Below are 20,859 nucleotides of genomic sequence, written 5' to 3' on the forward strand. Positions count from 1 at the left end.
CGCAAATCATGCTCACCCGCTTGCGAGAAATAGTCGAGAAGGTGGCCAGCGCTCCGCGCCTCAACGAGGCGCTGAATATTTTGGTCACTGACATCTGTCTTGCGATGGAGACCGAGGTCTGTTCGGTGTATCTGGCCGACCACGATCGGCGCTGCTATTACCTGATGGCGACTCGCGGTTTGAAAAAGCCGCGGGGGCGCACCGTAACGCTCGCATTTGATGAAGGTATCGTCGGTCTGGTTGGGCGGCTGGCTGAACCTATCAACCTTGCCGACGCGCAAAAACATCCCAGCTTTAAATACATCCCTTCCGTAAAAGAAGAACGCTTCCGCGCGTTTCTGGGTGTGCCGATTATTCAGCGTCGTCAGCTACTCGGTGTGCTGGTCGTCCAGCAGCGCGAGCTGCGTCAGTATGATGAAAGCGAAGAGTCCTTCCTCGTCACGCTGGCGACACAGATGGCGGCGATCCTCTCTCAGTCTCAGCTTGCTGCGCTCTTTGGTCAGTACCGCCATACGCGCATTCGCGCCCTTCCTGCATCGCCAGGGGTGGCGATTGCGGAAGGCTGGATGGACGCCACGCTGCCATTGATGGAGCAGGTCTACGAAGCCTCTACGCTTGATGAAGCGCTGGAGCGCGAGCGTCTTACCGCCGCGCTGGAAGAGGCGGCCAATGAGTTCCGTCGCTACAGCAAGCGCTTTGCCGCTGGTGCGCAAAAAGAGACGGCGGCCATCTTCGACCTCTACTCGCACCTGCTTTCCGACGCGCGTCTGCGCCGTGAGCTTTTTGCTGAGGTTGATAAAGGCGCAGTCGCGGAGTGGGCGGTTAAAAAGGTCATCGAAAAATTTGCCGAGCAGTTCGCTGCCCTGACCGACGGTTATCTGAAAGAGCGGGCGGGAGATCTCCGCGCGCTGGGACAGCGCCTGCTGTTCCACCTCGATGATACCATTCAGGGGCCGAATGCCTGGCCGAAACGGTTTGTGCTGGTGGCCGATGAACTTTCGGCAACAACACTGGCCGAGCTGCCGCAGGACAGACTCGCCGGGGTTGTCGTACGTGATGGTGCAGCGAACTCTCATGCCGCCATTATGGTGCGCGCGCTCGGTATCCCTACCGTTATGGGGGCGGATATTCAGCCCTCGGTGCTGCACCGTCGCACGCTGGTGGTTGATGGTTACCGCGGTGAACTGCTGGTCGATCCTGAGCCGGTTCTGCTCCAGGAATATCAGCGTCTCATCAGCGAAGAGAATGAATTAAGCAAGCTGGCGGAAGATGACGTTAACCTGCCCGCACAGCTGAAAAGCGGAGAGCGGATCAAAGTCATGCTCAACGCCGGCTTAAGCCCCGAGCACGAAGAGAAGCTTGGCAGCCGCATCGACGGGATCGGTTTATACCGCACTGAAATCCCCTTCATGCTGCAGAGCGGTTTCCCCTCCGAAGAGGAGCAGGTGGCGCAGTATCAGGGGATGTTGCAGATGTTCAACGACAAGCCTGTCACCCTGCGAACCCTGGATGTCGGGGCGGATAAACAGCTGCCGTATATGCCCATCAGCGAAGAGAACCCGTGTCTGGGCTGGCGCGGGATCCGCATTACGCTCGATCAGCCGGAGATCTTCCTGATCCAGGTGCGCGCAATGCTGCGCGCCAACGCCGCGACGGGCAATCTCAGTATCCTGCTGCCGATGGTCACCAGCATAGATGAAATCGACGAAGCGCGGCGCCTGATCGAACGTGCTGGTCGTGAAGTGGAAGAGATGATTGGCTATGCGATCCCGAAACCACGGATCGGCGTCATGCTCGAAGTGCCATCTATGGTCTTTATGCTGCCGCAGCTGGCAAATCGCGTTGATTTTATCTCTGTCGGTACCAACGACCTGACGCAATATATTCTGGCCGTCGACCGGAACAACACCCGCGTCGCCAGTATCTACGATAGCCTGCACCCGGCGATCATTCGCGCGCTGGCGATGATTGCCCGTGAGGCTGAACAGTACGGTATTGATCTCCGCCTGTGCGGTGAAATGGCCGGAGACTCGATGTGCGTCGCGATCCTGATTGGTCTGGGGTATCGCCATCTGTCAATGAACGGCCGCGCAGTAGCGCGCGTGAAGTATTTGTTGCGGCATATCGACATCAATGATGCCCGCGAGCTGGCTGAGCGCAGCCTTGAGGCGCAGCTGGCCGCAGAGGTTCGTCACCAGGTGGCGGCATTTATGGAGCGGCGCGGTATGGGCGGCCTGATCCGCGGTGGTCGCTAATCGTCTTTCGTCCTCTCCTTGTGGAGAGGGCGCCAGCGCGCACAAAAACCTATACACATCTTTTACATCTCTGGCGCATCCTCCGCGCCCGCCTTATGCTATGATTCGCAACTTTGGAGCCTCTGCTTAAGGCAGAATCGCATGTCTACCGCTGTCCACTTTCAGCGGAATAACAACATCTTGTGGTGACAGATGAACAGTGGTTATCTGCATTTTCCGGAGTTTGATCCGGTCATTTTCTCAGTAGGACCTGTTTCGCTTCACTGGTACGGTCTGATGTACCTGGTGGGCTTTATTTTTGCCATGTGGCTCGCGGGCCGTCGCGCCAGCCGTCCTGGCAGCGGCTGGACCAAAAACGAAGTTGAAAACCTGCTGTACGCGGGCTTCCTCGGCGTGTTCCTCGGTGGCCGTATTGGGTATGTACTGTTCTATAACTTCCCGGTGTTCCTGAACGATCCCCTCTACCTGTTCCGCGTCTGGGACGGCGGCATGTCCTTCCACGGCGGCCTGATTGGGGTGATCCTGGTGATGGTGATTTTTGCCAAACGCACCAAACGCAACTTCTTCCAGGTGTCAGATTTTATCGCACCGCTGATCCCGTTTGGTCTGGGGGCGGGTCGTCTGGGCAACTTTATTAACGGTGAACTGTGGGGCCGCGTTGACCCAAGCGTACCGTACACGATGCTCTTCCCGGGCTCCCGCGCGGAGGATATCGCGCTGCTGCCGTCGCACCCGGAGTGGCAGTCCATTTTCGATACCTACGGCGTGCTGCCGCGTCATATGTCCCAGCTGTATGAACTGGCGCTGGAAGGCGTGGTGCTGTTTATCATCCTCAACCTGTTTATTCGCAAGCCGCGCCCGATGGGAGCTGTTTCCGGACTGTTCCTGATTGGCTATGGCGCGTTCCGCATCATCGTTGAATTCTTCCGCCAGCCGGATGCGCAGTTTACCGGCGAATGGGTACAGTACATCAGCATGGGGCAGATCCTCTCCATTCCGATGATTGTCGCGGGTGCCATTATGATGATTTGGGCGTATCGTCGTCGTCCACAGCAACAACTTTCCTGAGGAACCATGAAACAGTATCTTGAATTGATGAAAAAAGTGCTCGATGAGGGCACGCCGAAAAACGACCGTACCGGTACCGGTACGCTCTCCATTTTTGGCCACCAGATGCGCTTCAATCTGCAAGAAGGCTTCCCTCTGGTGACGACGAAGCGCTGCCACCTGCGCTCGATCATTCATGAACTGCTCTGGTTCCTGCAAGGCGACACCAACGTTGCGTATCTGCACGAAAATAACGTCTCCATCTGGGACGAATGGGCAGATGAAAACGGCAACCTGGGCCCGGTTTACGGCAAGCAGTGGCGCGCATGGCCAACGCCTGATGGCCGCCATATTGACCAGATCACCACCGTGATGAACCAGCTGAAAAACGATCCGGACTCGCGCCGAATTATCGTTTCCGCCTGGAACGTGGGCGAGCTGGATAAAATGGCGCTTGCTCCGTGCCACGCGTTCTTCCAGTTCTATGTCGCAGACGGCAAGCTCTCCTGCCAGCTCTACCAGCGCTCCTGTGACGTGTTCCTCGGCCTGCCGTTTAACATTGCCAGCTATGCGCTGTTAGTCCACATGATGGCGCAGCAGTGCGACCTGGAAGTGGGTGATTTCGTCTGGACAGGTGGGGACACCCATCTTTACAGCAATCATATGGAACAGACGCATCTTCAGCTCACTCGTGAACCGCGCGCGCTGCCGAAGCTGATTATCAAACGCAAACCGGAATCGATCTTCGATTACCGCTTTGATGATTTTGAGATTGAGGGGTACGACCCGTACCCTGGCATCAAAGCGCCTGTCGCTATCTGATGCGGTAAAGCGTGACATAACCGGTGCTGTTTAGCGCCGGTTTTTTTTCGTCTTTATTCCGTTTTCCGAGGCGTTATCCAGAAAACGTGCAACGCGCTGCAACTCTCCTGATACTTCGGATAACGCCTCGGAAAACCATTATTCACCGCTCGCCACGCCCACGGCGAATCGCCACACTTCCCGCATGAAAAAAGAGAACGGCTTTACGCTTATCGAAACGCTGGTGGCAGTCTCGCTGGTTGTCATACTCAGCGCCTCAGGTCTGTACGGCTGGGACAGCTGGCAGCGGCAGCAGCGGCTGTGGCAAACCACCGGCCAGGTGCGCGACTATCTGGTGTTTCTGCGCAACCATGCCAACCGTTACAACCGCGACCATCAAATTAGCCTTCAGCGGTTGGGGGAGACAGAGTGTCTGGTGAGCTCTCCCGTGCAAGGCTGTGAGAAAGGCAGCCCCTTTGTTCTGATTCCACTCTGGCCAGAGGTCGCGGTGAGCGAGGTCACACCGTCATTAGGCTTCTATGGGTTAAGGGATACGGCATGGGCAGGGCGGATACGCGTGCAAAGCCGTGCCGGAGAATGGCTTATCCTGGTCTCAGACGGAGGGCGCATCAGAATGTGTAAGGTTTCACAAGGAGGTTCATGTCGATGAGACAACGCGGTTTCTCGCTGACAGAAGTTCTGATTGCTACAGCCATCAGTAGCCTGTTGTTGATTGGCGCATCGCGCTTTCTACCCGGATTGCATCAGGCGGTATTACTGCAATCCGGCCAGAGAGAGCTGGAAGAAGAGGTCTGGCAGCGCCTGTTTGCTCTCGGCAAACAGCTTCAGCGTGCGGGTTACTGTGCGGGGAACTGCGAGGGGCAAGGGCTGGCGATCGCAAGGCAGGGCAGCTGCGTCATTGTTCGGTGGGATGCCAACAGTAACGGTCGCTGGGATCGCAGTGCATCAGAAAACGACAGCACCGGTTTTCGTCTGGAATCGGGCGCGCTGGAAACGCTTCGTGGGGCAACCTCGTGTGAAGGTCAGGGATGGGAAAAGCTCACGGACCCGGACAGGCTCGCCATCGCGCATTTTGTGGTGAGGAAAGTAACACACACCGGGTTTGCGCCGGAGCTGAATATCGAACTGTCCGCCCTGCGCAACGGCGATCAAGGAGAGCCTTATCAGGCTTTGTATACGGTCACGGGGTACAACCTGTGAACCGTCAACGCGGTATGTCTTCGCTGGCGCTGGTTCTACTTTTACTGGTGCTTGGTACGCTGATCCTCACTGGCCTTAACCAGCAGCTGACAACGTTCAGCGCGCTCGTTGGCGGAGAGAGCCGTTCGCTGCAGCAGCAGGCTTCTGTACAGTCAGCGCTTGAGTGGGGACGCGTTCAGAGCTGGTCACCCGATCCTGAAGTCCAGTGCAAAAAGGCACCCGCCTGGCAAGTGTGTTTGCGGCGGCTGAGTGAGACCACTGTTTTACTGATTGCCGGAGTCAACGACCTGCTGCTCTGGCGTTCAGGAGAGATTATTGACGATAATATTCGCTTTTCGCCTCACGGCTGGAGTGATTTTTGCCCGCTAAAGGAACGTTCGCTATGCCAGCTGCCGTAAGCAAAGAAAAAGGATTTAGCATGGTTGAGGTTCTGCTGGCGATGATGCTTCTGGTCATCATCGTCACGGCACTGGCCGGCTATCATCGGGCGCTGGCGGCGCGGTTTACGCTGTTTAACCAGTATCGTCAGCTCTGGCACCACGCCTGGAATCAGGCTCAGCTCTCAACAAATGTTCTGCCCGCAGGCTGGCAGGCCAGTCGGGTGCAGACAACGCACGCAGGATGTGTCAGCATCACGGTTACACTTATTTCTCCTCTGGGGCGACGCGGTGAAATAACGCGTCTGCATTGCCCGGTTAGCCAGTAGTCGGGAGCGTCTATGTTAAGGGTCTACCACTCAAATCGTCTGGATGTGCTGGAAGCACTGATGGAATTTATCGTTGAGCGCGAGCGGCTCGACGATCCTTTTGAGCCTGAAATGGTGCTGGTGCAGAGCACCGGTATGGCACAGTGGCTGCAAATGTCGCTTTCCCGTAAGTTTGGCATTGCCGCGAATATTGATTTCCCGCTGCCCGCGAGCTTTATCTGGGAGATGTTTGTTCGCGTGTTACCGGACATCCCCGAGCAGAGCGCCTTCAACAAGCAGGGCATGAGCTGGAAGCTGATGGCGCTGCTGCCGGAGATGCTCCAGCACGATGAATTCGCCATGCTGCGCCACTATCTTAATGACGATACCGATAAGCGCAAGCTGTTCCAGCTGGCGTCGCGCACCGCCGATCTCTACGACCAATACCTTGTTTACCGTTCTGACTGGTTAATTCGCTGGGAAGCGGGCGAACTGGTTGAAGGGTTACCGGAGGCGCAAATATGGCAGGCACCGCTTTGGAAAGCGCTGGTCGAGCATACGGAGAAACTTGGGCAGCCTAAGTGGCACCGTGCCAACCTGTACGATCGGTTTATCTCCATACTCGAGAATGCGTCGGCGCGTCCAGCCCGACTGCCGTCACGCGTTTTTATCTGTGGGATATCCGCATTACCGCCTGTTTATCTGAAAGCGTTGAATGCGCTGGGTAAACATATCGATATTCATATTTTGTTCACCAACCCTTGCCGACAGTATTGGGGGGATATCCTCGACGAACGTTGGCTTGCGCGGCTGGTGACTCGCCAGCGAAAGCGCCTTTTTGAAGAACGATCCGTCCCGCTGTTTAAAGACGGCTCGACTGCCGGGCAGCTTTTTGATGAAGACGGCATCCAGAACCTGCCCAATCCACTGCTTGCCTCATGGGGGAAACTGGGGCGTGATTACATTCACATGCTCTCCGATATTACGTCATCAGGCGAAGGTGACGTTGACGCCTTTGTCGAGATCGCCCCGGATAGTCTGCTGCACAATATTCAGTTAGATATTCTGGATCTGGAGAACCGCGCCGTCATGGGCGTGACGGCGAAAGAGTTTGAGCGCAGCGACAGCAAGCGGAAGCTGGACGCTGAGGATCGCAGTATCACGATCCATGTTTGTCATAGCCCGCAGCGTGAGGTCGAAGTGCTTCACGATCGGCTGCTGGCGATGCTGCAGGACGACCCTGAACTGACGCCGCGCGATATCGTGGTGATGGTGGCGGACATCGACAGCTACAGTCCCTTTATTCAGGCCGTCTTCGGCAGTGCGACGGGTGAGCGATACCTGCCTTACGCCATCTCTGACCGTCGTGCCCGTCAGTCGCACCCGGCATTGCAGGCATTTATCACCCTGCTTTCACTGCCGGATAGCCGGTTTATCTCCGAAGATGTTCTGGCGTTACTGGATGTTCCCGTGCTGGCAGCCCGCTTCAACATCAATGAAGAAGGGCTGCGCTATCTTCGCCAGTGGGTAAACGAATCAGGCGTTCGCTGGGGCATCGATGACGATAACGTCCAGGAGTTCGAGCTTCCCCCAACCGGCCAGCATACCTGGCGGTTTGGCCTGACGCGTATGCTGCTGGGCTACGCCATGGAGAGCAGCCAGGGCGAGTGGAACGAAGTGCTGCCTTACGATGAGTCCAGCGGTTTGATTGCTGACCTGGTAGGGCATTTAGCTTCTCTGCTGATGCAGCTTAACCGCTGGCGACGTGAACTAATGCAGCCGCGTCAGCTTGAAGAGTGGCTCCCGGTGTGCAGGGCGTTACTTAATGATTTCTTCCTGCCAGACAACGACACCGAAGCGGCGATGGCGCTCATTGAAACGCAGTGGCAGGCTATCGTTGACGAGGGCGTGAATTCCCACTATCGCGAAGCGATTCCTTTGTCGCTGCTGAGAGATGAGTTGACGCAGCGCCTTGACCAGGAGCGAATCAGCCAGCGTTTCCTGGCAGGGCCCATCAATATCTGTACCCTGATGCCAATGCGCTCAATTCCCTTTAAGGTGGTCTGCCTGCTCGGCATGAACGACGGTATTTATCCTCGGGCCCTGGCACCGCTGGGGTTCGATTTGATGAACGCAGATCCAAAGCGGGGTGACCGTAGCCGTCGTGATGATGACCGCTATCTCTTCCTTGAAGCGCTCATCTCCGCTCAAAGTAAGCTCTATATCAGCTATATCGGTCGTTCCATTCAGGACAACAGCGAGCGCTTCCCCTCCGTTCTGGTGCAGGAACTGGTGGACTATATCGGCCAGAGCCACTATCTGGCTGGGGATGAGGCGCTTAACTGCGACGAAAGCGAGCAGCGGGTGAAGGCGCACATTACCTGTATCCACAGCCGCATGCCGTTTGACCCGGTAAACTATATTGTCAGCGAACAGCAGAGCTATGCCCGCGAATGGCTGCCAGCAGCGAAAAAAGAGGGGAGAGCCCATACGGATTTTATTCAGCCGCTTGATCCGCTGCCCATTAACACTCTGACTTTCGAACAGCTTCAGCGGTTTTGGGCGCATCCGGTGCGCGCCTTCTTCCAGCAGCGATTACAGGTCAACTTCCGCTCTGAAGAGAGCGAAATTCCTGATGCAGAACCCTTTACTCTGGAAGGGCTGGAGCGCTATCAGCTAAACCTCCAGCTGCTTAATGCGCTGGTTGAAGAGGAAGATGCAGACAAACTTTACCGCCGCTACCGTGCCGCAGGGCAACTACCTTACGGTGCGTTTGGGGAAATCGTCTGGGAGGCGCAGTGCCAGGAGATGACCGCTCTGGCGGAGCGCGTCAGGGAGCACCGCCAGCCCGGACACAGCATCGAAATCGATCTCAGCTGCAAGGGCATACAGCTCACGGGCTGGCTAACCCAGGTTCAGCCGGATGGGCTACTGCGCTGGCGGCCTTCTCTGCTCAGCGTTTCACAAGGATTGCAACTCTGGCTGGAACATCTTGTCTACAGTGCGGGTGGGAATAAAGGTGAAAGCCGGATCTTCGTGCGCAAAGAGGGCGAATGGCGCTTCCCACCCATGGAAGCAGAACAGGCGTTACGCTATCTGTCCTTGTATATTGAGGGCTATCTTCAGGGAATGAACAAACCCCTCCTGTTACTGCCCGAAAGTGGCGGTGCGTGGATAAAAGCCTGTTATGACGCGCAGAATGATGCGATGTTAACGGATGAGGCTTCGCTGCAGAAAGCGCGCAGTAAATTTATGCAGGCCTATGAAGGAAACATGATGGTACGCGGTGAAGGTGAGGATGTCTGGTATCAACGTCTATGGCGAACGCTTGAGCCAGAATACTTCGAGGCTATTACGGAAGAGGCACAGCGCTACCTGTTACCGTTGTTTAAGTTTAATCAGTCCTGAGCGCTGTATAAAAATTGCGCAGCATGGGGTGTTCATTTATGATGCACTTCTTATCACGGACTGATGTACCTAAATAAAGAGATGTTGGCGTGTCCAGCACGCAGTTTGTTAATGATGTTTGCCCTAAATAATTCGAGTTGCAGGAAGGCGGCAAGGGCGTGAATCTCCGGGAGCTTACATGAGTAAGTGACTGGGGTGAACGCATGCAGCCGACGCACATGCAACTTGAAGTATGACGGGATAGCCGTGATAAAGAGGTCGTAATGCCAGGCAGCACCTTGTTCAAAGCGTTTGTTTTGTTTGTCGCCCTTTGGGCTCCCGTCACTCAGGCAGACTCCGGTTGGCAACCCGTTCAGGAAACTATCCGTAAGAGCGAAAAAGATACCCGTCAGTATCAGGCTATCCGCCTTGATAACGGTATGACCGTGCTGCTGGTTTCCGATCCGCAGGCGGTGAAATCCCTCTCGGCGTTAGTGGTGCCGGTTGGATCGCTCGAAGATCCTGAGGCGCATCCGGGGCTGGCGCATTACCTCGAACACATGACGCTGATGGGCTCTAAAAAATATCCGCAGCCGGATAGCCTTTCTGAATTCCTGAAAATGCATGGCGGCAGCCACAACGCCAGCACGGCACCGTACCGCACGGCCTTTTATCTCGAAGTCGAAAATGACGCGCTGGCAGGGGCGGTTGATCGTCTTGCCGATGCTATCGCCGCGCCGCTGCTGGATAAAAAATACGCCGATCGCGAGCGCAATGCCGTCAATGCGGAGCTGACCATGGCCCGTACCCGGGACGGTATGCGTATGGCGCAGGTCAGCGCCGAGACCATCAACCCGGCGCATCCGGGCTCACGTTTCTCGGGCGGTAACCTGGAGACGCTGAGCGATAAACCGGGAAGCCCGGTCATTGACGCCCTGCATGCGTTTCGTGACAAATACTACTCCGCCAACCTGATGAAGGCGGTTATTTACAGCAACAAACCGTTGCCGGAGCTTACCGGACTGGCGGCACAAACGTTTGGCCGGGTGCCGAATAAAAATATTGACCTGCCGAAGATAGACGTACCGGTTGTCACGGACGCGCAAAAAGGGATCGTCATCCACTACGTTCCTGCCATGCCCCGCAAAGTGCTGCGCGTTGAGTTCCGCATTGATAACAACACAGCCCAGTTTCGCAGTAAAACCGACGAGCTGGTGACCTACCTGATTGGTAACCGCAGCCCGGGAACCTTATCTGACTGGCTGCAAAAACAGGGGCTGGTGGAAGGGATCCGCGCCGATTCCGATCCCGTGGTAAACGGCAACAGCGGCGTGCTGGCGATCTCCGCCACCCTGACCGACAAAGGTCAGGCCAACCGTGATGAAGTGGTGGCGGCTATCTTTAGCTACCTCTCTTTACTGCGCGAGAAAGGCGTCGATAAGCGCTATTTTGATGAACTGGCGCACGTGCTGGATCTCGATTTCCGTTACCCGTCCATTACCCGCGATATGGATTACGTGGAGTGGCTGGCGGATACCATGATCCGCGTGCCGGTGGCGCACACGCTCGACGCGGTCAATATTGCCGATCGTTATGATGCCGAGGCGGTAAAAGCGCGCCTGGCGATGATGACGCCGCAAAATGCCCGCATCTGGTACATCAGCCCGAACGAACCGCATAACAAGACGGCATACTTTGTTGATGCCCCTTATCAGGTAGACAAAATCAGCGACCAGACCTTCGCCGACTGGCAGAAGAAGGCCGGTGAGATTGCGTTGAAGCTGCCGGAGCTGAACCCCTATATCCCGGATGATTTCTCGCTGATCAAAACGACTAAGGATTATCCGCACCCGGAGCTCATTATTGATGAACCGACGCTGCGCGTGGTGTATACCCCAAGCCGTTATTTTGCGAGCGAGCCAAAGGCCGATGTCAGCGTGGTCCTGCGTAACCCGAAAGCGATGAACAGCGCCAAAAATCAGGTGATGTTCGCGCTCAATGACTATCTGGCCGGTATCGCGCTCGATCAGCTCAGCAACCAGGCGGCCGTGGGCGGGATCAGCTTCTCCACCAACGCCAACAACGGTTTGATGCTTAATGCAAATGGCTATACTCAGCGTCTGCCTCAGCTTTTCAAGGCCCTGCTCGAGGGTTACTTCAGCTACACGCCAACGGAAGAGCAGCTTGAGCAGGCTAAATCCTGGTATGCGCAGATGATGGATTCTGCAGAAAAGGGCAAAGCTTACGATCAGGCGCTTATGCCGGCACAAATGCTGTCGCAAATACCTTATTTCCAGCGTGAAGAACGCCGTGCCTTGCTGCCATCAATCTCATTAAAAGAGGTGCTGGCTTACCGTGACTCGCTAAAAACCAACACGCGCCCGGAGTTTCTTATCGTCGGCAACATGAGCGAAGATCAGGCCAAAACGCTGGCAGAAAATGTTCGCACGCAGCTCGGTTCGAAAGGGGACGAGTGGTGCCGTAACCAGGACGTGCTGGTTGAGAAAAAACAGAATGTGATCTTTGAAAAAGCGGGGAGCAGCACCGATTCCGCGCTGGCCGCGGTGTTTGTGCCAACGGGCTATGATGAATTCGCAAGCTCTGCGCAGAGCGCCGTTCTGGGTCAGATTATTCAGCCGTGGTTCTATAACCAGCTGCGCACAGAAGAGCAGCTTGGCTATGCGGTATTTGCTTTCTCAATGAACGTGGGGCGTCAATGGGGGCTGGGCTTCCTGCTGCAAAGCAGCGACAAACAGCCGGCCTATCTCTGGCACCGCTATCAGGCGTTCTTCCCGCAGGTGGAAGCAAAACTGCGGGCCATGAAGCCGGAAGAGTTTGCTCAGATCCAGCAGGCCGTCATCGCGCAGGTGATGCAGCCGCCGCAGACGCTGGGCGAAGAGGCGTCACAGCTGAGCAAAGATTTCGATCGCGGTAATCTGAAATTTGATTCGCGTGATAAAGTAGTGGCCGAGATAAAACAGCTGACGCCGCAGAAGGCTGCCGATTTCTTCCATCAGGCCGTGATTAAGCCGCAGGGCATCACTATCCTGTCTCAGGTTTCCGGTAGCCAGAACGGGAAAACGGACTACGTAAACCCGAAAGGCTGGAAAGTCTGGAAGAGCGTCAGCGCGTTGCAGCAATCTATGCCCTGGAGTAAGAAAGAATGACCGATACCGCTGAGTCCCTTGATCCCTTACGTTTACCTCTGCAGGGTGAACGATTGATTGAAGCCTCAGCGGGAACGGGAAAAACCTTCACCATCGCCGCGCTCTATCTGCGCCTGCTGTTAGGCCTTGGCGGTAACGCCGCTTTTCCTCGTCCTTTGAGCGTTGAAGAGCTGCTGGTCGTTACCTTTACCGAGGCCGCCACCGCTGAGCTGCGCGGCCGTATTCGGACCAATATCCACGAACTGCGCATCGCCTGTCTGCGCCAGAGCACGGATAACCCTCTTTACGCGAGCCTTCTGAAAGAGATTGCCGATAAGCAACAGGCAGCCCAGTGGCTGCTCCTCGCAGAAAGGCAGATGGACGAAGCGTCCGTCTTCACCATTCACGGTTTTTGCCAGCGCATGCTGAGCCTGAATGCTTTTGAATCCGGCATGCTGTTTGAGCAACAGCTTATTGAAGATGAATCCGTGCTTCGCTATCAGGCCTGCGCGGATTTCTGGCGTCGCCACTGCTATCCGTTACAGCGGGATATTGCGGAAGCGGTACATGCGTTGTGGAAGGGGCCCGAAGCACTGCTGCGCGCCATCGATCGTTATCTTCAGGGGGAAGCGCCGGTCATCAAATCTCCGCCCCCGGCGGATGAAACCCTGGCCTCACGCCATGAAAAAATCATCGCTAAAATTGCCGACATCAAACAAAAATGGATTGAGTCAGTCGGTGAGATTGACGCGATCATCGAGAATTCCGGGATCGATCGACGTAAGTTCAATCGCGGCAACCAGGGCAAATGGATCGAGAAGATCAGCGCCTGGGCGCAGGAAGAGACGCGGGGTTACCAGCTCCCGGATGCGCTGGAGAAATTCTCCCAACGTTTCCTGGCTGAGCGGACCAAAGCCGACGGCATCGTGCCTGAACATCCCCTATTTCTGGCGATTGAAACCCTGCTGGCGGAGCCCCTGACGCTCAACGATCTGATGATCGTCCGCGCCATGACGGAGATCCGCGACGCCGTCGCGCGTGAAAAGCGTCGCCGGGGCGAACTGGGGTTCGACGATATGCTGAGCCGACTTGATGCGGCGCTGTGCAGTGAGAATGGCGAAGCGCTTGCCGCCGCGATTCGCACCCGCTTTCCGGTGGCAATGATTGACGAATTTCAGGACACCGACCCACAGCAGTACCGCATTTTCCGCCGTATCTGGCGCCAGCAGCCCGGCACCGCGCTGTTGTTAATCGGCGATCCTAAGCAGGCCATTTACGCCTTCCGCGGTGCGGATATTTTCACCTACATGAAAGCCCGCAGCGAGGTTGACGCGCACTACACGCTCGACACCAACTGGCGCTCTTCTCCCGGCATGGTGGAAAGCGTCAATGCGCTCTTCAGCCGCATGGATACGGCGTTTATGTTCCGGGAGATCCCTTTCCAGCCGGTCAAGTTCGCCCCTAAAAATACCGCGTTGCGCTTCGAGGTTAATGGCGAAACTCAGCCAGCCATGAACTTCTGGCTACTTGACGGGGAAGGCTGGGGCGTCGCGGACTATCAAAATGCTATGGCCCAGCACTGTGCGGCGCAAATTAGGGACTGGCTCAGCGCAGGCGCGCGCGGCGATGCGCTGCTGTGGAAGGAGGATAAACCAGCCCCGGTAAAGGCATCCGATATCACGGTGCTGGTGCGCAGCCGTCAGGAGGCCGCGCTTATCCGCGACGCCCTGACGCTATTGAATATACCTTCCGTTTACCTCTCCAACCGCGACAGCGTTTTTGAAACGCTGGAAGCCCTCGAGATGCTATGGCTGCTGCAGGCTGTGCTGGCCCCGGAGCGTGAAAGCACGCTCCGCAGCGCCTTAGCGAGCGCGATGCTCGGGCTGAACGCGCGTGACATTGATGCGCTTAATACTGACGAATCCGCGTGGGATGCTGTGGTAGAAGAGTTTGTGCGCTACCGTGAAAAATGGCAGAAGCGCGGCGTGATGGCGATGGTGCGCGAGCTCATGGCACATCGTCACATTGCGGAAAACATGCTGGCGACAGCGGGCGGCGAGCGCCGTCTGACCGATATTTTGCACATCAGCGAGCTGCTCCAGGAAGCGGGTACGCAGCTGGAGAGCGAGCATGCTCTGGTGCGCTGGCTGGCCCAGCAGATTGCCGACCCTAACAGCAATTCCTCCAGCCAGCAGATGCGCCTCGAGAGCGATAAACATCTGGTGCAGATCGTCACCATTCACAAGTCGAAAGGCCTGGAGTATCCGCTGGTCTGGCTGCCGTTTATCGCCAATTATCGCGTGCAGGACCAGGCTTTTTACCACGATCGCGAGTCGTTCGAAGCGGTACTCGACCTCAGCAACGCGGAGTCCAGCGTCGAGCTGGCCGAAGCGGAGCGTCTCGCGGAAGACCTGCGCCTGCTATACGTGGCGCTGACCCGTTCGGTCTGGCACTGTTCCCTGGGCGTCGCGCCGCTGTTCCGTCGCCGTGGCGAAAAGAGCGGCGAGAGTGATTTTCATCTGAGCGCGCTGGGGCGGCTTATTCAGCGCGGCGAGCCTAAAGATGCCGCAGGGCTGCGCCAGTGCATCGAATCACTTTGCTCAGAGCATGTTGCCCTGCATATTCCCTCCCCGCCCGACAGCAGCCGCTGGCAGACGCCGGAGCAGGGAGAGTCAGCGCTGCATGCCCGCGAGGTGGCTCGTACAATCACTGACGACTGGCGCGTCACCAGTTACTCCGGTTTACAGCAGCACGGACAGAGTATTGCGCAAGATCTGATGCCAAAACTGGACGTGGATGCCGCTGGGGCCGGGAGCGTGCCCGTCGAGCCGGTGCTCACGCCGCATCAGTTTCCGCGCGGCGCCTCGCCGGGCACGTTTTTGCACAGCCTGTTTGAAGAGCTGGATTTTACCCAGCCGGTATCAGAAGAGTGGGTGCTGAAGATGTTACAGAGCGGCGGCTACGACGCACAGTGGCAGCCGGTTCTCACTGAATGGATCCGCGCTGTTCTGCACGCGCCGCTCACGGCGCAGGGGATCTCGCTGAGCCAGCTGACCGCCAAAGATAAGCAGGTGGAGATGGAGTTTTACCTCCCCATCGCCAGCCCGCTCAGGGCCGAGGCGCTTGATGCGCTGATCCGCGAGTACGATCCGTTATCCGCAGGGTGTCCGCCGCTGAATTTTCGCCAGGTGCAGGGGATGCTGAAAGGCTTTATCGACCTGGTTTTCCGCCATGAAGGGCGCTACTACCTGTTGGATTACAAATCGAACTGGCTGGGGGCAAACAGCGAAGCCTATACCCAGCAGGCGATGGCCTCAGCGATGCAAATGCATCGCTACGATCTGCAGTATCAGCTTTACACCCTGGCGCTGCACCGTTACCTGCGCCATCGCATGGCCGATTATCGCTATGAAGATCATTTTGGCGGCGTCATTTACCTCTTTCTGCGCGGCGTGGATGCTAACAACCCGCGTTCGGGTATCTTCAGCACCCGTCCGGCTGCGGAGTTGATTGAAAAGATGGATAACCTGTTTGCTGCAAGCACGGAGGAAGTAGCATGACGATGCAGGCGCTACTGCTGGACGCAATTGAACAACGTGCACTTCGCCACCTGGACGTACAATTTGCCATGATGGTGGCGGGCGAAGAGCCTGCCGTCATGCTTGCCGCGGCGATCCTGAGTAAAGATGCGGGAGAAGGGCATGTCTGTCTGCCGCTTTCACGTCTGGTGGTGGATGAGAAAATGCCGCCGGCTTTACAGGCGTGTTTCGCGCTTCTGGGTGAGGCAGTGGACTGGCAAGAAATATTACTCCGCTCGCCCGCCGTCAGCAGCGCCGATACCGGTACGCCAATGATTTTGACGGGTGAACGTTTGTATCTGAACCGGCTGTGGCGTAACGAACTGACGGTGGCGCGCTTTTTCAGCGAGACCAATGCTCCGCTCCCGTGCGATGAAGCACTGCTCCGGCAAACGCTGGATACGCTGTTTACCTCTGACGACGAGACAGACTGGCAGAAAGTGGCGGCAGCAGTGGCGTTAACGCGGCGAATATCGGTGATTTCGGGCGGGCCGGGCACCGGTAAAACGACCACCGTGGCTAAGCTGCTTGCCGCGCTGATTCAGTTATCGGGTGAGCAAAAGTGTCGTATCCGCCTGGCGGCACCCACCGGTAAAGCGGCTGCACGTCTGACGGAGTCGTTAGGCGGCGCGCTGCAAAAACTGCCGCTTACCGGGGAGCGGCTTGCGCTTTTCCCTAACGAAGCCAGCACGCTGCACCGCTTGCTCGGCGCGCAGCCGGGTAGCCAGCGTCTGCGCTACCATGCCGGTAACCCGCTGCATCTGGACGTGCTGGTTGTGGATGAAGCGTCGATGATTGACCTGACGATGATGTCGCGTTTGATTGATGCGTTACCGCCGCACGCGCGCGTCATTTTCCTCGGCGACCGCGATCAGCTTGCCTCCGTGGAGGCCGGGGCCGTGCTGGGCGATATCTGCACCTATGCCAGCCTGGGGTATACTGCAGAACGCGCTGAGGAGCTGGCGCGCCTGACCGGATGTTCGCTCGCGGCTGAAAACCATTTACTTGCGGGGGCGCTGCGCGACAGCCTGTGTCTGCTGCAAAAAAGCTACCGTTTTGGCAGCGACTCCGGCATTGGTCAGCTTGCGGCGGCGGTGAACCGGGGCGATCGGCACGCTACCTGTGCGGTATTTGACGGTACCTTTACCGATATTGAGAAAAAATCGCTGCAAACCGGGGAAGAGTATCAGGCGATGCTGGATGACGCCCTGCTGGGGTACCAACATTTTCTGACGGGCGTACAGCAGCAAAGCACGCCGGAGCAGGTCATTGCCGCGTTTGGCGAATACCAGCTGCTCTGCGCGTTGAGGGAAGGGCCCTTTGGCGTCAGCGGCCTGAACGACAGGCTGGAACAGCTGCTGGCGCAAAAGCGTAAAATCAACCGTACTCCGCACTCGCGCTGGTATGAAGGCCGGCCGGTGATGATCTCCCGCAACGACAGCGCGCTGGGGTTGTTTAACGGGGATATCGGGATTGCGCTCGATCGTGGGCAGGGGCTCCGCGTCTGGTTCCAGATGCCGGACGGTAGCGTGAAGTCCTTCCAGCCGAGCCGTTTGCCCGAGCATGAAACTGCCTGGGCGATGACGGTGCATAAATCCCAGGGTTCTGAGTTTAACCATGCGGCACTTATCCTGCCCACACAGCTCTCCCCCGTCGTTACCCGCGAGCTGATCTATACCGCCATTACGCGCGCGCGTCAGCGCCTGTCGCTGTATACCGATGAACGGGTGCTGGTACAGGCGATTGCCACCCGCACGGAACGCCGAAGCGGGCTGAGCGCGATATTTGACTCTCTCTGAACGACGCCGGCAAAGAAAGGATTACCCCAGGTCGGCCATCAGCACTTTCGAACGGCGCTGATAGTTGTACATCTCTTTCTTCGTTTCCGGCAGAGAATCAATATCCACCGGCGTGAACCCGCGTTCCTGGAACCAGTGAATGCTGCGCGTCGTCAGGACGAACAGCTTGCTCAGCCCCATCTGACGCGCCTGTGCCGCCACGCGCTCAAGCAGCATTTCGCCGCGTGAAGAGCTGCGGTAATCCGGGTGCACCGCCACGCAGGCCATTTCTCCGATTTTCTCTTCCGGGAACGGATAGAGGGCGGCGCAGGCAATGGTCAGGTTATCGCGCTGGATAATGGTGAATTTGTCGATCTCCATCTCCAGCTGCTCGCGGGAGCGACGAACCAGAATACCCTGCTGTTCCAGCGGACGGATCAGCTCCAGAATGCCGCCGATATCGTTGATGGTCGCGCGGCGAATCTGCTCTGCACTTTCCATCACAATCTGGGTGCCAATACCGTCGCGGGAGAACAGCTCCTGCAGCAGAGCTCCGTCTTCCTGATAGCTGATCAGGTGACTACGGCGCACGCCGCTGCGGCAGGCCTTCACGGCGCCACGCAGGAAGCGGACGGTGCCGGAGTGGTAATCCCCTTCGGCTTCCAGCGCTTCAACGCGGGCCTGCGCTTCATTCGGGAAGAGTTCCGGCACAATCACCCCTTCATCGTTTACGACGCCCTGGGAGGAGCAAAACCCAATCATTTTTTCCGCCTTCAGCTTGATCGCCAGCTGGGTGGCAATCTCTTCGGACGTCAGGTTAAAGCTTTCACCGGTTACGGAAACCGCCACCGGCCCCATCAGGACAATGGCACCGCTGTCGAGCTGACGGTGAATGGCCTCTTCATCAATACGACGAATGCGGCCGCTGTGGCAGTAATCCACGCCATCGTCCACGCCGAGCGGCTGGGCAATGATAAAGTTGCCGCTCACGACGTTGATATGCGCGCCCTGTAGCGGCGTGTTGTTCAGGCTCATCGACAGGCGAGCGGTGATATCCAGCTGCAGCAGACCCGCCGCCTGCTTCACCAGCTCCAGGGTTTTGGCATCCGTGACGCGGGTATGTTTGTGGTAAATCGGCTCGTGGTGGTGAGCGGCCAGGTTGGCGTCGATCTGCGGGCGCGCGCCATAGACCACCACCAGGCGGATCCCGAGGCTGTGCAGCAGGCCAATGTCATTGACGATGCTGGAAAAATTTTCATGCTCAATGGCTTCGCCGCCCAGCATGATGACAAACGTTTTTCCCCGGTGGGCGTTGATATAGGGAACAGAATGGCGGAATCCCTGGACCAGTTCGGTTCTACGTTCCTTCACCATGGCACAACCCTTAATGAATGTTTATTCGTAATTTATGTATTTTTATTCGATTGTGGGCGCGTGTGCAAGTGCAAATTTTCTGCGACCTACAGAAATTAATAAGTAATCCGTGCGTTAACGTATGATTGTTTACCCTTTTATAGATGACAGTTTATGCGTCATTCGTTAAAGTTTTCGGTCAATCTGCACTTTTGTATATCAGTTTGTTTTCTTGCTCGGGAGAAGCATGTCGGGATCCAATTCAGCAATAAGCCGCCGCCGTTTGTTAAAAGGGGCCGGGGCAATGTGGTTGCTTAGCGTCAGCCAGGTCGGTCTTGCCGCCACGAGTCAGGTGGTGGCGGTGCGCGTCTGGCCGTCGTCGACCTATACGCGCGTGACGGTTGAATCCAATCGCGTGCTGAAATATAAGCAATTTGCCCTCAGCAACCCTGAACGCGTGGTGGTGGATCTCGAAGGGGTGAACCTCAACTCCGTGCTGAAAGGCATGGCGGCGCAGATCCGCGGTGACGATCCGTTTATTAAATCGGCGCGCGTCGGTCAGTTTGATCCGCAAACCGTGCGCATGGTGTTTGAGCTTAAGCAGAACGTTAAGCCGCAGCTGTTCGCCCTGGCGCCTGTCGCGACGTTTAAAGAGCGTCTGGTGATGGATCTTTACCCGGCGAATGCGACGGATATTCAGGATCCGCTTCTCGCCCTGCTGGAGGATTACAACAAAGGCGATCTTCAGCGTCAGGTGCCGCCTGCGCAAAGCGGCCCGCAGCCGGGGAAAGCAGGGCGCGATCGTCCGATTGTGATCATGCTCGATCCCGGCCACGGCGGCGAAGACTCCGGTGCGGTGGGGAAATACCATACGCGTGAAAAAGACGTGGTGCTGCAAATTGCCCGTCGTCTGAAGGCGTTAATTGATAAAGAGGGCAATATGCGCGCCTACATGACGCGCAATGAGGATGTCTTTATTCCACTGAAGGTGAGGGTGGCGAAAGCGCAGAAGCAGCGTGCCGATCTGTTCGTCTCGATCCATGCGGATGCCTTTACCAGCCGCCAGCCGAGCGGCTCGTCGGTGTTTGCGCTCTCAACCAAGGGTGCGACCAGTACCGCGGCGCGATACCTTGCGGACACCCAGAACGCCTCGGACCTGATCGGTGGCGTGAGCAAAAGCGGCGACCGATACGTCGACCACACCATGTTCGACATGGTGCAGTCCCTGACCATTAACGACAGCCTGAAGTTTGGTAAAGCGGTGCTGGGCAAGCTAGGGAACATCAATAAGCTGCACAAAAACAGCGTTGAGCAGGCCGGGTTTGCGGTGCTGAAGGCACCGGATATCCCGTCCATTCTGGTAGAAACCGCGTTTATCAGTAACGTTGAAGAAGAGCGTAAGCTCAAGACGGCAAAGTTCCAGCAGGAGGTGGCGGAGTCGATTCTGGCGGGGATACGGGCGTATTTCTCAGACGGGGCGACGCTGGCGCGGCGCGGGTAGGTTTTTAGCCGGGTGAAATGCCCGGCAAATTCACAAACGGCAGATACAAAAAAACACCCTTAAGGGTGTTTATTGTTTTTAGAAGTGTTGGTTGCGGGGGCCGGATT

The 20,859-nt window shown here is 56.9% G+C and carries 13 protein-coding genes; 12 read left to right on the forward strand and 1 reads right to left on the reverse strand.

Annotated features, from left to right (window positions below; all coding sequences use genetic code 11):
- Positions 1–8: 8 nt before the first annotated feature.
- The 11 genes from ptsP to recD all read left to right on the forward strand — a co-directional run bounded on the left by ptsP (position 9) and on the right by recD (position 17,919).
- Positions 9–2,255 (forward strand): phosphoenolpyruvate--protein phosphotransferase, encoded by a 2,247-nt coding sequence (gene ptsP, locus IM265_RS09175; protein ID WP_028014285.1) that lies wholly within the window; start codon positions 9–11, stop codon positions 2,253–2,255.
- A gap of 192 nt (positions 2,256–2,447) precedes the next feature.
- Positions 2,448–3,323 (forward strand): prolipoprotein diacylglyceryl transferase, encoded by an 876-nt coding sequence (gene lgt, locus IM265_RS09180; RefSeq protein WP_028014284.1) that lies wholly within the window; start codon positions 2,448–2,450, stop codon positions 3,321–3,323.
- A gap of 6 nt (positions 3,324–3,329) precedes the next feature.
- A complete protein-coding gene (thyA, locus tag IM265_RS09185) occupies positions 3,330–4,124 on the forward strand; it encodes a thymidylate synthase (RefSeq protein WP_047367463.1) in 795 nt (264 codons plus the stop codon).
- A gap of 184 nt (positions 4,125–4,308) precedes the next feature.
- Positions 4,309–4,773, forward strand: coding sequence for a prepilin peptidase-dependent protein (locus IM265_RS09190; protein WP_048960723.1), 465 nt, complete (start codon positions 4,309–4,311; stop codon positions 4,771–4,773).
- Positions 4,764–5,324 (forward strand): prepilin peptidase-dependent protein, encoded by a 561-nt coding sequence (locus IM265_RS09195; RefSeq protein WP_048960722.1) that lies wholly within the window; start codon positions 4,764–4,766, stop codon positions 5,322–5,324. The genes IM265_RS09190 and IM265_RS09195 overlap by 10 nt, the downstream gene beginning before the upstream one ends.
- A complete protein-coding gene (locus IM265_RS09200; protein WP_063155108.1) occupies positions 5,321–5,722 on the forward strand; it encodes a DUF2509 family protein in 402 nt (133 codons plus the stop codon). Before IM265_RS09195 ends, IM265_RS09200 begins: the two co-directional genes overlap by 4 nt.
- Positions 5,707–6,030, forward strand: coding sequence for a prepilin-type N-terminal cleavage/methylation domain-containing protein (locus IM265_RS09205; protein WP_048960720.1), 324 nt, complete (start codon positions 5,707–5,709; stop codon positions 6,028–6,030). Before IM265_RS09200 ends, IM265_RS09205 begins: the two co-directional genes overlap by 16 nt.
- 12 nt (positions 6,031–6,042) lie before the next feature.
- Complete coding sequence (gene recC / locus IM265_RS09210; RefSeq protein WP_193031064.1) at positions 6,043–9,417, forward strand: exodeoxyribonuclease V subunit gamma; 3,375 nt, start codon at positions 6,043–6,045, stop codon at positions 9,415–9,417.
- A gap of 263 nt (positions 9,418–9,680) precedes the next feature.
- Complete coding sequence (gene ptrA, locus IM265_RS09215; RefSeq protein WP_193031066.1) at positions 9,681–12,563, forward strand: pitrilysin; 2,883 nt, start codon at positions 9,681–9,683, stop codon at positions 12,561–12,563.
- Positions 12,560–16,102 (forward strand): exodeoxyribonuclease V subunit beta, encoded by a 3,543-nt coding sequence (gene recB, locus IM265_RS09220; protein WP_193031068.1) that lies wholly within the window; start codon positions 12,560–12,562, stop codon positions 16,100–16,102. The genes ptrA and recB overlap by 4 nt, the downstream gene beginning before the upstream one ends.
- Positions 16,099–17,919: an exodeoxyribonuclease V subunit alpha gene (gene recD / locus IM265_RS09225; protein ID WP_045260899.1), complete on the forward strand. Its 1,821-nt coding sequence runs from the start codon at positions 16,099–16,101 to the stop codon at positions 17,917–17,919. The genes recB and recD overlap by 4 nt, the downstream gene beginning before the upstream one ends.
- A gap of 21 nt (positions 17,920–17,940) precedes the next feature.
- Here the strand turns inward: recD and argA are convergent, their stop codons facing one another.
- Positions 17,941–19,272, reverse strand: a complete 1,332-nt coding sequence (gene argA / locus IM265_RS09230) for an amino-acid N-acetyltransferase (RefSeq protein WP_014885072.1) — start codon at positions 19,270–19,272, stop codon at positions 17,941–17,943.
- A gap of 226 nt (positions 19,273–19,498) precedes the next feature.
- Between argA and amiC the strand changes: the two genes are divergently transcribed.
- Entirely contained in the window at positions 19,499–20,752 is a 1,254-nt protein-coding gene (gene amiC, locus IM265_RS09235) for an N-acetylmuramoyl-L-alanine amidase AmiC (protein WP_014885071.1), read from the forward strand.
- Positions 20,753–20,859: the final 107 nt, after the last annotated feature.

The organism is Enterobacter cloacae complex sp. P17RS (assembly GCF_014895885.1).
In the GTDB taxonomy this organism is placed as follows: domain Bacteria; phylum Pseudomonadota; class Gammaproteobacteria; order Enterobacterales; family Enterobacteriaceae; genus Enterobacter; species Enterobacter bugandensis.

Coding starts and splice junctions, on each gene's coding strand:
- ptsP (WP_028014285.1), top strand. CDS start 9: ATGCTCACCCGCTTGCGAGAAATAGTCGAGAAGGTGGCCAGCGCTCCG.
- lgt (WP_028014284.1), top strand. CDS start 2,448: ATGAACAGTGGTTATCTGCATTTTCCGGAGTTTGATCCGGTCATTTTC.
- thyA (WP_047367463.1), top strand. CDS start 3,330: ATGAAACAGTATCTTGAATTGATGAAAAAAGTGCTCGATGAGGGCACG.
- IM265_RS09190 (WP_048960723.1), top strand. CDS start 4,309: ATGAAAAAAGAGAACGGCTTTACGCTTATCGAAACGCTGGTGGCAGTC.
- IM265_RS09195 (WP_048960722.1), top strand. CDS start 4,764: ATGTCGATGAGACAACGCGGTTTCTCGCTGACAGAAGTTCTGATTGCT.
- IM265_RS09205 (WP_048960720.1), top strand. CDS start 5,707: ATGCCAGCTGCCGTAAGCAAAGAAAAAGGATTTAGCATGGTTGAGGTT.
- recC (WP_193031064.1), top strand. CDS start 6,043: ATGTTAAGGGTCTACCACTCAAATCGTCTGGATGTGCTGGAAGCACTG.
- ptrA (WP_193031066.1), top strand. CDS start 9,681: ATGCCAGGCAGCACCTTGTTCAAAGCGTTTGTTTTGTTTGTCGCCCTT.
- recB (WP_193031068.1), top strand. CDS start 12,560: ATGACCGATACCGCTGAGTCCCTTGATCCCTTACGTTTACCTCTGCAG.
- recD (WP_045260899.1), top strand. CDS start 16,099: ATGACGATGCAGGCGCTACTGCTGGACGCAATTGAACAACGTGCACTT.
- argA (WP_014885072.1), bottom strand. CDS start 19,272: ATGGTGAAGGAACGTAGAACCGAACTGGTCCAGGGATTCCGCCATTCT.
- amiC (WP_014885071.1), top strand. CDS start 19,499: ATGTCGGGATCCAATTCAGCAATAAGCCGCCGCCGTTTGTTAAAAGGG.